Here is a 13,293-nt window from a genome sequence, read left to right as displayed (position 1 = left end):
CTAACGTAGCGAACCGGCCGCCAGCTGGGCAATTTCCTCATCGACTTCGGATTTGGTTCCGCTAACCCCGATGGCGGCGACCATCTCCGAACCTAGGAACACCGGCACACCACCGGCGACCGGCAACAGGCCCGGCATGCTCAGCATGGAGGTCCGCCCTTGATCGATTATCTGAGAAAACCGACTACTCGGTGCTTTAAGCAGTGCTGCAGTTCGCGCCTTGCCCTGTGCCGCTTCGACGGTGACTAGGCTTGCTCCGTCCATTCGCCGAAAGGCGATCAGATGTCCGGCCGGGTCGACCACAGCGAAGGACAAGGCAAGCTGCCGCGCGTGAGCTTCAGCGACCGCGGTATCCAAGAGTGCTTCGGCCGCCTCAAGATTAAGCGCCGGATGGTTGATGAGCCTGGTATCCTGCATGGTTTCCCTCGTTGATCTGCGTAGTCGTTTATCTTGAGGCTAACGATATCCCGCAGTCAAGTGCCCATCGTTAAGCTGAATATGACTAAACAAAGGCTCCGATTCCGGTCAGCGCGCGGCCCACGATCAACGAATTAATCTCGTAAGTTCCCTCGTAGGTGTAAAGGATCTCTAAATCACAGAAGACTTTTGCCATCTCCCCATCTGAGATCACTCCATTGCCGCCGAGCAGAGCTCGCCCTTGTGCAGCCGAGTCACGCGCTAGGCGGGTGGCGGTGGACTTCACTAGGGCGGCATCGGCCATAGTTAGATCACCGCGTTCCTGTTTAGCCGCGATTTGCTTCATCATTGCCGTGCACGCCGCTTGGTGTCCGGCGATTTCGGCCAATGACTGCTGAATGAGCTGGAATGAGGCCAGCGGCTTTCCGAACTGCTCTCTGCTTTGGGCGTACGCTCTGGTGATATCGGAGGTAGCCATCAAGGCTCCCACTGCTTGCCACCCCACCCACGCCCGGGAGCGCATCAGTAAGTCATTTGCTGCGTTGAACCCGGTCGCCCCGGGCAGCTTGTTCGTCACGGGGATGCGCACCTGATCGAATTCGATATCAGCGTTAGGCATGATGCGTAAACCGATTTTGTTTTCAATTTTGCTGGCACGGTATCCCGGACGATGGCTCTCGACCAAATAGGCCCCAATCTCGCCGGTGCGCTCATCACGGGCCCACACCAACGCGAAATCTGCGATGGTTCCCATACCGATCCAGCGCTTCATTCCGTTAACGACATATTCATCCCCATCCCGGCGGACGGTGGTGGTCAAACCGCCGGCGATGTCCGAACCATGTTCGGGTTCGGTCAGCGCAAAAGCTCCAAGGGCCTGAAAACTTCCCAAGCGCGACAACCAAGTTTTGCGTTGTTCAGCGGTCCCCAACGCATCGATCATGCCGACAATTAGTTCATTGTGGATACCCACCACCGCAGACAAAGAAATGTCGGCTCTGGCGATTTCTGCATGTAGCAGCCCGCTGAGCAACGGACTATATCCGTCCAGTTGCATCCGCCCCAACCCGGAATCTGCCAACAAGCGCAGCAGATCGGCCGGAAACGCTTCCTTGTTCCAGTACTCGATCGATTGCTGACGTATTTGCTCTTGGAGCAATGAACGCACTTGTTCGAGTCGGGTTCGCTCACTCAAAGTAAGTTGCGCTTCGATTCCTAACAGGTCCATCTGGGATCTCCTTCCAAACCTTGGATGTCCAAGTATATTGTTGGACTAGTTCCATTTATTTCGGGGGTTCTTGATGTCTCATCCGCTTCCGCGCGATCCAATTGCTCAGGCACGCGACCAATGGGCTTCACATGGCTGGGCCAAGCAAGCCGATTCCATGGCTGCGGTCACCGCGGTGCTGCGCTCAGCGGCAATCTTTTTGCAACGCGCTGACTCGATCCTTAAACCACATGGACTTTCCTTTGCACGTTTCGAAGTACTTGCGCTGCTCGGATTCTCCTCACGGGGCTCGCTGCCCATGACGCTGGCCAGTCAACGCCTGCAAGTTCATGCCACCTCATTGACCAGTTCGGTTGACCGACTGGAAGCTGCCGGGCTGGTGCTGCGCACCGCGCATCCTTCCGATGGGCGAACCCGCTTATTGGAACTAACGGACAGCGGTCGAAAGGTTTTGGAAGAGGCACGTGATGCGTTGAACATCCAGCTTTTCTCGCAAAGCGGGCTAACACCACCCGAAGCGACCGAGCTTTTTCGCATATTGGCGAATTTCCGGCATCGCGCCGGTGACTTTCTACAGTGACCCATCGCGAATCGCGTTGATTATGGCTGAGAAGTCAGCGCTCGCGCCACCGGATTCACTGAACTTTCGGTACAGTTCGGCGGCACGTACTCCGAGGTTAGCGTCGGTCTGCGTCAACTCCACGGCGTTGCTGGCAAGCCCCAGATCTTTGCTCATCAGTGCGGCGGCAAAACCTGGCTGATACTCATGATTTGCCGGTGAGCTGGGCACCGGACCCGGAACCGGGCAGTTCGTGGTGACCGACCAACATTGTCCCGAGGCCGAAGAAATCACATCAAAGAGTGCCTGATGGGTCAACCCGAGCCGCTCTCCGAGGACGAAGGCTTCGGAGGCACCAATCATGGAAATTCCCAGCAGCATATTGTTACAGACTTTGGCTGCCTGCCCCGCGCCATGCCCGCCGCAGTGCACAATCCGCCGCCCCATGACTTCCAGTACTTCGCTCAGTTCATTCATGTCTTCGGGCTCGGCGCCCACCATAAAAGTCAAGGTCCCGGCTTCGGCGCCTACCACTCCCCCGGACACCGGCGCATCCGCGCTTCGGTGTCCGGCAGCCAGTGCAAGCTCTGCTGCCTCACGGGCTTGGGCAACATCGATGGTCGAGCATTCGAGGAATAAAGTTCCCGGCGTTGCGGTCGCGAGCAAATGCTCCCGGTAGGCATCAAGGACATGCTTCCCAGAAGGGAACATCGTCAGCACAATTTGTACGTCACTGGCAGCTTCACTGGCTGTAGCGACGGTTGCAATCCCCTGAGCTTCAGCTGCCGCAAGTGCTGCGGGGAGCACGTCGAAGGCTTTGATGTCATAGCCCGCCGTGTGCAGGTTACGCGCCATCGGCAGACCCATATGCCCCAGCCCAAGGAACCCGATACGAGGTTTGGTTTTCACTGTTTTCACTCCTTGTTGCGGCTTGGTGACTTATTTATTAGTTGGAAATCAAGTTCCGCAGTTGGCAAAGGGGCCAGGTGGGCGCTGATTCGTTGCTGGGCCGAAAACCCTTCACGGGTAATTGACCAGCGCGGGGTGCGATCCTTATCAATCACCTGTGCTCGGATTCCCTCCGCAAAGTCCGGGTCATCGAGCCGATGAACGGCGGCGCGGAATTCTCGTTTCAAATCCTGACGCAGATCGCTGCCGGCCAACTCACAAAGGGTGTTGACAAGGTCAACCGAGCTTGGGCAGGCACGCGCTAAGCGCTGGAGTGCTTGCGCAGAGCCGGGGTCATTCGATTCGGCCAAGTGGTTGCGGATCTGCGCCAGGTCCTTAGCTGCGAAGCTCTGCACCCATTGCTGAGCTAAGCTGCCGGGGGCGGGAATACTCGCGAATTTATGCAACATCGCATCAACCGGTTCTGTCTCCAATTTCCGGAGCAGTTCGGCAAGCCGGTGGCTGGATACATGAACGTCGGCCAGACCCAGAGTGATTGCGTCGGCTGCGCCGAAGCTGGCTCCAGTGAGCGCGGCGTACCGGCCGGCAGGACGAGGTGCTCGAGCTAGCAGGTAGGTCCCTCCCACATCGGGGAAGAAACCGATGCCGACTTCCGGCATGCCGCATTTACTGCGTTCTGTCACGATTCGATGACTGCCGTGTGCCGAAATTCCAATCCCGCCACCCAGAACTATCCCGTCCATTAAGGCGATATATGGTTTGGGATACTCACTGATCAGAGCGTTGAGCTGGTACTCGATGCGCCAAAATTCTTCGGTGGCCCCCGTACGGTTTTTAATGTCGCGGTAAATCGCCACAATATCGCCACCCGCACACAGCCCACGTTCCCCGGCACCGGTCACCACGACCTGTTTAATACGTGGATCATCACGCCATCGCAAAAGCGTATCCAGCATCGCTTGGCACATCGAGGTGGTCAGCGCGTTGAGGGATTCGGGACGATTCAATGTCAGCAGGCCGAGATCTCCTCGCCGTTCTGCTAGAAGGTCACTCATTCAACACGCCCTGTCATGAGGTGGATCACACGTCATTGTTGAATATACTCGGACATCCAAGTAATTAGAAGGGTCAATTGTGTGGTTCAGTTGGCTCCGGGTTCCCGGTGTCGACATCCCCCGAATCCCCTTCGGAAAATTGATAGGTTGGAAAGGTGAAGATTGCTACCTGGAATGTGAACTCCCTCCGCGCCCGAGCCGACCGTGTTGAGGATTGGCTGCGCCGCACCGATGTTGATGTCCTGGCTATTCAGGAAACGAAATGTAAGGACGAAAATTTCCCGTGGGACTTGTTCGAGAACAATGACTACGAGGTCGCACACTTTGGGGTCAATCAGTGGAACGGGGTAGCTATTGCTTCCCGCGTCGGCCTTGATGATGTTGAGCGTACTTTTACCGAACAGCCGGTCTTCGGCAAGGGCGGTAAGGACCCAATTCAAGAACCGCGCGCTATTGCCGCAACTTGCGGTGGGGTCCGCGTCTGGAGTTTGTACGTACCAAACGGCCGTGCTTTGGATGATGAACATATGGCCTACAAACTGCACTGGCTTGAAGCCTTAAAAAACAACGCAAAGAACTGGCTGGAGGCAGACCCTCAAGCACAGATCGCTCTAACCGGGGACTGGAACATTGCCCCCACCGATGCGGATGTGTGGGATATTCAATTCTTCCGCGATAACAATCTCACGCACGTATCGGAATCCGAGCGTGCCGCGTTCCGCGCTTTTGAGGAGATTGGGTTCAGTGATCCCGTGCGCCAACATACCGAAGGGGCATTCACCTACTGGGACTACACGCAACTCCGCTTCCCCCGGGGCGAAGGTATGCGCATTGATTTTCTCCTGACTTCCCCGTCTCTGACCGCTCGGGTGGCCACGGCCAGCATCGACCGCGAAGAACGCAAGGGTAAGGGCGCTTCGGACCACGCCCCCGTGATGATCGAGCTTACGAACTGACATGATTCCCAAGATCTCTGGGCCCCACGAGGAACTCACCGCGGCTACTGCAAACCTGCGCGTCTACGAACCGTTGAGCGCGTTTGAGGACTGGGCCCAGAGCATCATCCTGTCTTCACCCAAACGCAGCTGGCAGCAAGCGAATGAGCTTGAGGCGAACCTGCTGTGGGCGCGCACCCTACGCAAAATATCCGACCCGTTCCCGCATGATGAACCCGAGTTTTTCCGTTCCGTGACGATTCTCGGCCACGATGGGGCCGAACACACGCGGTATTGCCCAGCACAACTGCAGGCTCGATCAGTTCTGGCCTCCGAACAGGCTGAGAACGCCATGCGCTCCGAGGTCTTTGATCTCTTGGTTCCACCCGCCGCCCGCAGCGCCAACGCCGCTCGCTTAGATGCCAACAGGCTGGCGGTTGATCTCACCCACCTGAACACGCGTACTGCCACTTGGGGAATCCCGCTGAGTTGGTTTGTCCTTTTCCATGAAGATGACGAGTATGAAGTGCATCAAGAAGGTGACAAGCTCCGCTCGGTCCGTTTGCTGACTACCTTCGGGCAAGCTGTGGAACGTATGGCTTGGGCGATGCAGGTGCTTGTCACCCACGCCCCACAGACACCACTGTTTGAAGAACTCGGTCAGCTAGGAAGTTGGCTTGAGGGTTTTGATCCCGAATCGGTAATCGAGTTGGACTATGGGACACTCGCTGAACTGGTTTGGCCTGACGACTCCGCTAACGACCTGCGTCACGGGCTTCAGGCTCTTGAAGACGAGGATCTTACCTCTGCGGCGGCGGCCTATCGCCGACTCGCTAACCGTTGGCTCGGTCCCCGGCATTTAGCTCGCGCGAATTAGACCCGTACCCTCCGGATACCTTAATCCCGACTCGGCTGGGCTTGGCGCGGCCAAGCGGGGGTTAAACCAAAAAACCTTCCCGAAGGAAGGCTTAGTTTAGTGGCGACCCTGACGGGACTTGAACCCGCGACCTCCGCCGTGACAGGGCGGCGCGCTAACCAACTGCGCTACAGGGCCATGTGATCTGAGAAAACTCAAATTACACAGTAAAACCCCCGGTCACCCGAGGGCTTGCGTGGCTCCGACCGGCGTCGATCCGGTGACCTTTCGATTTTCAGTCGAACGCTCTACCAACTGAGCTACAGAGCCTGGTATCACCATTTCTGGCGGACACCCGGTTATCCAAAGAATTGGAGAACCTGAGCGACCCTGACGGGACTTGAACCCGCGACCTCCGCCGTGACAGGGCGGCGCGCTAACCAACTGCGCTACAGGGCCTTGCAAAATGCAAGCCAGCAAATTTCTTTGCCTAACAGTTGCTAAACAACTGTTTGTACCCCCAACGGGATTCGAACCCGTGCCGCTGCCGTGAAAGGGCAGTGTCCTAGGCCGCTAGACGATGGGGGCCTATATCAGCTGCGGTTTCTTGCGTCTCCGCTGCGGACTCCAATAACTATACGTGGCATTTTTTGATTTCGCAAAACGAGCCAAACCCGGCCAAATCTGACGATCTGAGACACTCAAAAATCACGTTGCCACGTAGGCTGGATGCATGGATTTGCAGATGCCCGACGACGAGTTTGACGCACTGGTTGAGGAGGCCCTCGCGGCCATTCCACAAGCAGCCCAGGTCATGATGGACAACGTCATTTTCTTCGTTGAAGATGAGTATGAACCCCTTCCAGGAGAACCCGAAAACACCGAGATTCTAGGGATTTATGAGGGTGTTTCGCTAACGGAGCGCGATCACGACTGGGCCGCTGGGGCCATGCCCGATCGGATCACCATCTTCAAAAACCCCACCCTGCGTGCCTGTGAAACCCGCGAGGATGTGGTGCGCGAAATAGGTATCACCGTGATGCACGAGGTGGCCCATCACTTTGGCATCGATGATGCACGATTGCACGAACTGGGATGGGGATGAGCGAGAAAATCATCAAACTTATTTTTGAGATCTAGCTCACGAAAAAGCCTGACTGGTACATCCGTAGCGATTGTCGCTAGTGGCACTCCTGAGCGAAGAGAACCTGCATAAAGTTCTGCAGATTTTTTAGATCTACCCGATAATGCGCCACTTGCCCCTTAGCGGATCGATTAGCGCGGCGCACAAAGAGCTCCAACGACTCTGACCGGCAACAGGTCAGCGCGAGATCATCAGCGGACTATCCGCCGACTGAGACCCGGCCGCGACATTCTGTCGATCTTTGGAAAAGCTCCCCCGAGGTTCATTTCGTTAGATTCCAAAAGTTCATCTCCGACACTCCGACTAAAACATCTGTGGTCAACTATCAGATTGTTGATTTATCGCCGAAGATTCCAGTGTTACTGGTGTGACTAGTGTTGCCAATAGGGATAAATCTGGCCTAGTGTGCTATTTGGGAACTTATCCAAAATGTGACCTTCTGCAGGTTTCATAACGCTTGGATGAGCCACTGTCATCAACTCGAACTTGTGAGGAACGACTACATGGCTAAACGCCACACGCTCAGTGTTGCCGCATGCACCTTGGCCTTAGCAGCCTCCTGCCTTGCCGGCGCACTTCCTGCTGCAGCATCTGCCCAGCCGTCGCTCGCTTCCACCTTCACTCTTCCAGCAGCGCCGTCCGGCCAGGATCTACCTAGTGCCGCAGAAGTAGAGGCCGCTAAACAAAGCAAGGCCGCTACGGATGCAATGATCGCCCGCATTGAGCAGTCCCTTGCTTCGAGCCAGACTGAATTGGACGCAATCCAGGCCGCGGCCTTGGAGGCGCAAGATGCCCTACTCACCGCCACGGAAGAGCGTGACGTACGAGTTGCTGAAGCCGATAAAGCCCGTGAGCAGATCGAGCTAGCTACGAGCTACTTTGAGCAAAGCCGAATCGAGATCGGAAACATCGCTTCCGACCTCTACCGCACAGGAGCGAGCAGCTCCACACTTGGCATTCTTTTGCAGGACGACGAGAGTAACGACGTCTTTTATAAAGCCGCCACCATCAACGCTTTGAGCCAGTCACAGGCTAGTAAGTTGAACTCGGCTGCCGAGGCCGAGTCGCTGGTCACCGCATGGCAGGACTACGCCTCCGCGGCCGAACAGGCTGCCCGCGAGGCGACCGCTTCGTACGACCAGGCGGCCACCCAGGCCAGCAGTTCGGTGCAGCGCTATGAATCGGCACTCGCTCCCCAGCAGCAGCTACGTGATGAACTCATCGGTCACCTAGCGTTCTTGCAGGAGCGGGAAGAAGCGGCCGTTCGTGAACAGATCGCTCAGGCCGAAGAAGCTGCAGCCGCCGAAGAACTCGAACGACAGATTTCACAGAACGCAGTGCCGCAGATTGAAATCAATGCGACTCCCGAGGTTTCTCAGGTCCAACCTCTAAGTGTTCAGGCACCGCAAGAGCTCGAAGCGACTGAGTCGGAAACAGAACGTGACGAAGTTCGGGTAGTTCCGCAACCTGCACCCACACCCAAGCCTGCGCCAACCCCTGAGGCCGCGCCAACGCCAGAGTCGACCCCGACACCAAAGGCGACTCCGAAGCCAAAGGAAACCCCGAAGCCTAAGGTCACACCCACCCCTACGCCGACGGTAACTCCAAAGCCTAAGGAAACTCAGAAACCTAAGGCCACGCCGACTCCTACCCCGACGCCGAAGACCACCCCAAAGCCAAAGGCAACTCCAAAACCAAAGGAGACCCCGAAGCCCCAGGAAACGATCAAGCCACAGAGCAACAACAGCTACGCGGCTGCGATTGCTTGGGCAATGAAAACGGCTAAAGACCCTAGCAAGCGCTACGTCTATGGCGGTAACGGACCAAACTCCTATGATTGCTCCGGTTTTACTCGCGCAGCTTTTGCCCAGTCGGGAATCTCCTTGCAGCGTTCCTCCACCCAGCAGTACTTGGCCGCGCCACAGTACGTCTCACTGAGCCAGCTACGTCCGGGAGACCTGGTCTTCTCCTCCTCCAACGGGGGACGTTCGATGTACCACGTGGCAATTTACATCGGTAACGGGCAGGTTGTTCATGCCCGTAACCCAAGTGCCGGCATCTCGGTGACTCCACTAAGCTGGGTCAACAACCTGCACCCCAAGGCAGCGCGTTACTAGAAGTTTCTGTCGCCGTTGAATGGCTAGGTAGTCACGGATCATTCCGTGAATGCCTAGCCATTTTTCATTTCTTGGTCGTGATGCTTTGGCCGCTAACGGGGCGGTCCCCGGGCCCGCATTTCGCCATGCTCAGAATCGATTTAGAGCAAAGAACTCTAGTTCGACCATCGTCTTAGTGGAGCTCAGCATGGCGCTCTGTTTAGTTGGAGTCTGCGCAGGGGCTCTTCAAGAAGAATTCTGCTACTTCAAAGACCTGCGTAATCGGTTCTTAGGCCACATCGACATGCGTGGAAATTATTGCCAAGTTCCCAATTAGCCCCATGTCAAAAAGTTTTAGTGGTAGATTTATTCTTTAACCTGCGAGTAACTAGACTACTGTATCGCGGGTAGCGCTGAAGCTCACCGCCTCAATCCACTATTCCCAGGTAGGTTCTCCACGCCTCGTTTTAGATCGTCATCCGATTCTGGACCCAGAGTGATCGCACTCGGGCTGGCATCGGCCCTCGCTTTCCTCGGGTTAGGCACCGTTCCAGCGGCAGCCCAGCCCGAAGAAAAGCTCAAACTCCCGGTTTCTGAGAGTTTTTACCCTCAGGCCGAGATTGGGTTTCACGACCTAACGAGGACTGGAGAACCACGTGAAATTCGTGAGGATCTCTCTGGTGATCTAAACGGTATGGTCGAACTGGTTCAAGCTTCCTCGGCAAATCCTGTGGACAATTCCAAGAACGAGTTGCCTACCACCGTTGCCGCCCGTGAAACGTTATTGTTGTTTACCCCGCAACAAGAAGTGCAGTCAGTCAGCGTTGAAGCAAGGATCGGCGAAAAGATCCTGGGGAACATAGATTTGCATCATCCGAACCGACTGCCGAGTTCGGACCAAAACTATGACCAACGCGGGAAAGTCGCATATTCCCTGCGAAGCTGGTCAGCGACTTTGCCTTGGCAGTGGGTTCAGCCAGGTCTGCAACTAACCTTCACCGATCAGTCGGAGAACAGTGGCCAGCTGAACACCATCGATACCGCCGCTCCCAAGGAACTGGTGATCAACAACATTCAGCTCGGAATGCTCACCGACGCGCCGGTGAGCGACTCTCACCGGTTCATCAATGATCCTGCCAACGGCGCAACAGACTACTTCCAACCCCTGCCAATCTCAAAAATGACTATGGCGCAGTACGAAGCGGTGAAGTTAGCCAAGGTCATCGTCGCTTCCGGGGAGATTTTCACCCCAGACAACCCTGATCCTTCCGAAGGCAGCGTTTATGCCGGCACCATGCGTGAGAATGTCGGCATGGCTCAGGTGTCAACGGGAATCAACTTAGCCACTTTCGGAATTACCAGCGCGGCAATGATTCAGCGCCAGCCGGCATACACCAATCAACGCGTCATTCACCACTCCGCTGGTCTCTACGCAAATGGGCGGATCACGCACGGTCTGTCCGGTGGCAATGGTATGGCGACCTTGTATTCTTCGGTTGGTAATGAGCTCAGTCATGAGCTCGGCCATTCTTTCGGGCTAGGGCATTACCCTGGTCGAGATGCTTCGGCGACCGGCGATGACATCATTCGCAACGCCTCGCACCATATGGACTCAGGGTGGGGTTACATTCCCTACCGCGGGTTGATGCGCTCCAATTTGGATCCTGGCGAACTGCGCGACCCTCGCAACATCAATGGTGATCTCTTCGCTGAGAATCTTGCAGGGAAGTATAGTTTCAACACCGACGCAATGGCCGGTGGTTGGGATGCCAGCCCAGTGTCGGACTATACCCACCACACGGGTTATTCGCTCAACCGAATCCAGCAAAACCTGACCTCGCTGACCGCAGATACCAAATACCCCAGCGGTTACCGTAACTGGGATCAGGACAAGGGCGCTTGGGTCGATGCCAAAGAGCTGGAACCGGAATTTGATCTGCCCCAACCGGTTTCGGTCGGCGACAGTGTCTTCGCCTTGCTCGGTGGGTACAACCGAGCTCAGCCGGAACAAACGGTACTGTACCCGGCATTCCGTTCCAACTACGGCGTAACCTTTGATCTTCCGCAGTCCGATCCAAATTCACAGAGTGCAGAACGCAGCTGCTGGGTGGCAGTTAGGTTCGCTGACCAAGACACCGAGTACATAACTTTGGATGCCAGTGACGGCGTCAAACAGCTCAATGTGAATATCGCCGAGGATCGCAAACCCACGGCCGCGCAGATCTACTGCCGTACCGCGGGAACCACGACCGCATTGGGCAATGAAATTAGTATCGCAACCGATTTAGACCCCATGCCCGCTCCGGTACTGGTGGGCCAAGAGGCTGGCTTCGAGACCCTTCGTCAGCAGGAACTGGCCAAACTCGAGCCAGTGCTGGAAGAACTCAGTGATATCCCTGCTCCACTGCTTGACCCCCAGCAACTACTGGTTCTTCGCGGATGGTCCGATGACCTTTCTGCGCTGAGTCCTGCGACGCAAGAGGTGGCCGACCGGATCCTTCGCCTGGAGGCCGATGCGCTGAGTTTGAGCGCGTACCTCGCCGAACACGGGGCGGCCATCAATGACGGGTCACGTCCCGAATTAGAAACACTGACGAACTTTCTGCAATGCAATGACTAGATGGAACCTGAGGGCCAGTTCTTGCCCGCTGGTACACCGGTAACGGTTGATAATGGTCATTGTCTGTACCTTGAAAAAGACCAGCATCGAGTGCTCGTCGACAACGCTCCGGACTGTGCCCAGACTCGCTCCGATAAGTGGTTTATCGATGTGTCCGGCCGCATTCATCTCGCTTCCCAACCCGAGCTATGTTTCAGCGCTGCCTCTCCGGTAACCCTGGACCCGTGTTCGACTACCCGACCCGAGCAACGGTGGATCGCCAACGAGGACGACACTGTAGTACGAGCCAGCAATCCACGTTCCGCACTGGACTACCACCGTAACCAAGGCACCGTTGTTCTGTACGGTTTGACCAATACCGCAAATCAGGTGTGGAACAGATTTGAAGCAAGCAAGAACCCACTAGTGGGAATGCTCGATGCCGGCGCGCTCTCAGACCTGTGGGCGGCCCTTAGTCCACAGAACCTAGAGAACCTCGATTCTGCTCCGGAAGAGGAATCGGAACAAGAAACTGAGCCGCAAGAAGGAACTGAGCCCGAAGCCAGTTCCGAGCCCGAGATCTCCCCGGAACCGGAAACCTCACCACAGGAGAGCAACGCACCGCAGGAGAGCAACGCACCCCAGGAATCGGAAGATGATCCTCGTCAGGATTCCGAAGAGAACCCCTCGCCGAGTACGGAGCCAACTGCAGAGCCTACTCAGGCACCCGACCAAGAGTCAGCTCCGCAGCCGATGCCAGAGCCCACCAAACAAGCTCCACAGCCAAAGCCTGAACCAACCAAACAAGCACCACAACCAGAACCAAAACCAAAGCCAGAGCCAACGCCCGAACCGACCAAACAAGCTCCGCAGCCAAAGCCAGAACCAACCAAACAAGCACCACAACCCAAGCCTGATTCAAAGCCACAGGAAGCACCGAAGCCATCAGCGGCTCCGGAGGCCACCCCAACCTCTTCGCCGCAGGTTCCTGATGTGCGGCCGACCGAGCAGCCACAAGATGCTCAGAATCCGCCACAGCCACAGGATCCTGAACAGCAAGAGGCTCCCGAAGGTGATGAGCAGTTGGGTGAACCTGAAACGAACCACATGGATGAGGGTATTGACGAGAAGAATGTAGATTCGGACCGTCCAGATCTTCATGAATCTCCTCAGCCACAGGACCACGAAACGGCTGAGCAACCGCTGGATGACGAACAGCCAGAAACTGTTCAGGATAAGGATCTGGAAGATTCCACCAGCCCTGCCGATCCAGCACCGACAGATGACGAGGAACCCAAGGGTCCACTAGCGCAATCCGGAGCGAAGATTCTCGTTCCGCTCGCGCTGGGGGCGATGGTTCTCGTAGCTGGTGTGGCACTGCTTAAAGCGCGCCGCAGAGCCTAATCACGCCGCTAGCTAAACGAAACGAAGGCACCGTGCACAATTCACAGGATGAATTGTGCACGGTGCCTTCTCTTTTATGGCAACTATTATC

At 56.2% G+C, this 13,293-nt stretch carries 11 protein-coding genes and 4 tRNA genes; 7 read left to right on the top strand and 8 right to left on the bottom strand.

What is annotated here, in order from left to right:
* Window positions 1-417 carry a GlcG/HbpS family heme-binding protein gene (locus tag ACQQZ8_RS00980; protein ID WP_431710896.1) on the bottom strand — a complete coding sequence of 139 codons (417 nt, stop codon included), beginning with the start codon at window positions 415-417 and terminating at the stop codon, window positions 1-3.
* 85 nt (window positions 418-502) lie between these two features.
* Window positions 503-1,645: an acyl-CoA dehydrogenase family protein gene (locus ACQQZ8_RS00975; RefSeq protein ID WP_431710895.1), complete on the bottom strand. Its 1,143-nt coding sequence runs from the start codon at window positions 1,643-1,645 to the stop codon at window positions 503-505.
* 73 nt (window positions 1,646-1,718) lie between these two features.
* Here ACQQZ8_RS00975 and ACQQZ8_RS00970 point away from each other — a divergent pair, with 73 nt between their 5' ends.
* On the top strand, window positions 1,719-2,225 hold the full coding sequence (locus tag ACQQZ8_RS00970) for a MarR family winged helix-turn-helix transcriptional regulator (protein WP_431710894.1): 507 nt from the start codon (window positions 1,719-1,721) through the stop codon (window positions 2,223-2,225).
* On the opposite strand, the gene mmsB is transcribed toward ACQQZ8_RS00970, so the two are convergent.
* Both mmsB and ACQQZ8_RS00960 read right to left on the bottom strand, forming a co-directional pair.
* Window positions 2,217-3,113, bottom strand: coding sequence for a 3-hydroxyisobutyrate dehydrogenase (gene mmsB, locus ACQQZ8_RS00965; protein ID WP_431710893.1), 897 nt, complete (start codon window positions 3,111-3,113; stop codon window positions 2,217-2,219). The genes ACQQZ8_RS00970 and mmsB overlap by 9 nt on opposite strands.
* Window positions 3,114-3,118: 5 nt before the next feature.
* The gene (locus ACQQZ8_RS00960) at window positions 3,119-4,168 is read right to left on the bottom strand and encodes a 3-hydroxyisobutyryl-CoA hydrolase (RefSeq protein ID WP_431710892.1); all 1,050 of its coding nucleotides are present in this window, start codon (window positions 4,166-4,168) and stop codon (window positions 3,119-3,121) included.
* 155 nt (window positions 4,169-4,323) lie between these two features.
* On the opposite strand from ACQQZ8_RS00960, the gene ACQQZ8_RS00955 reads away from it, so the two are divergent.
* The gene (locus ACQQZ8_RS00955) at window positions 4,324-5,124 is read left to right on the top strand and encodes an exodeoxyribonuclease III (RefSeq protein ID WP_431710891.1); all 801 of its coding nucleotides are present in this window, start codon (window positions 4,324-4,326) and stop codon (window positions 5,122-5,124) included.
* Window position 5,125: 1 nt separating this feature from the next.
* A complete protein-coding gene (locus ACQQZ8_RS00950; RefSeq protein WP_431710890.1) occupies window positions 5,126-5,980 on the top strand; it encodes a hypothetical protein in 855 nt (284 codons plus the stop codon).
* Window positions 5,981-6,080: 100 nt separating this feature from the next.
* Here the strand turns inward: ACQQZ8_RS00950 and ACQQZ8_RS00945 are convergent.
* The 4 genes from ACQQZ8_RS00945 to ACQQZ8_RS00930 form a co-directional block, all read right to left on the bottom strand.
* Window positions 6,081-6,157: transfer RNA gene (locus ACQQZ8_RS00945), tRNA-Asp, on the bottom strand.
* A gap of 59 nt (window positions 6,158-6,216) precedes the next feature.
* A tRNA-Phe gene (locus tag ACQQZ8_RS00940) sits at window positions 6,217-6,289 on the bottom strand.
* A 55-nt stretch (window positions 6,290-6,344) separates the two neighbouring features.
* A tRNA-Asp gene (locus ACQQZ8_RS00935) sits at window positions 6,345-6,418 on the bottom strand.
* A 56-nt stretch (window positions 6,419-6,474) separates the two neighbouring features.
* Window positions 6,475-6,547: transfer RNA gene (locus ACQQZ8_RS00930), tRNA-Glu, on the bottom strand.
* A 145-nt stretch (window positions 6,548-6,692) separates the two neighbouring features.
* Here ACQQZ8_RS00930 and ACQQZ8_RS00925 point away from each other — a divergent pair.
* From ACQQZ8_RS00925 to ACQQZ8_RS00910, 4 genes are all read left to right on the top strand, one after another.
* The gene (locus ACQQZ8_RS00925; RefSeq protein WP_431710889.1) at window positions 6,693-7,064 is read left to right on the top strand and encodes a metallopeptidase family protein; all 372 of its coding nucleotides are present in this window, start codon (window positions 6,693-6,695) and stop codon (window positions 7,062-7,064) included.
* Between the two features lie 542 nt (window positions 7,065-7,606).
* Complete coding sequence (locus ACQQZ8_RS00920) at window positions 7,607-9,220, top strand: NlpC/P60 family protein (RefSeq protein WP_431710888.1); 1,614 nt, start codon at window positions 7,607-7,609, stop codon at window positions 9,218-9,220.
* Window positions 9,221-9,695: 475 nt separating this feature from the next.
* Window positions 9,696-11,819 (top strand): M66 family metalloprotease, encoded by a 2,124-nt coding sequence (locus ACQQZ8_RS00915; protein WP_431710887.1) that lies wholly within the window; start codon window positions 9,696-9,698, stop codon window positions 11,817-11,819.
* A 90-nt stretch (window positions 11,820-11,909) separates the two neighbouring features.
* Window positions 11,910-13,202, top strand: a complete 1,293-nt coding sequence (locus ACQQZ8_RS00910) for a ricin-type beta-trefoil lectin domain protein (protein ID WP_431710886.1) — start codon at window positions 11,910-11,912, stop codon at window positions 13,200-13,202.
* Window positions 13,203-13,293: the final 91 nt, after the last annotated feature.

It is taken from the genome of Glutamicibacter uratoxydans (genome assembly GCF_050753455.1).
Taxonomy (GTDB): Bacteria; Actinomycetota; Actinomycetes; order Actinomycetales; family Micrococcaceae; genus Glutamicibacter; species Glutamicibacter uratoxydans_A.
The sequence above is the reverse complement of the archived record's forward strand: the minus strand, read 5'-3'. Positions and strand labels throughout refer to the sequence as shown.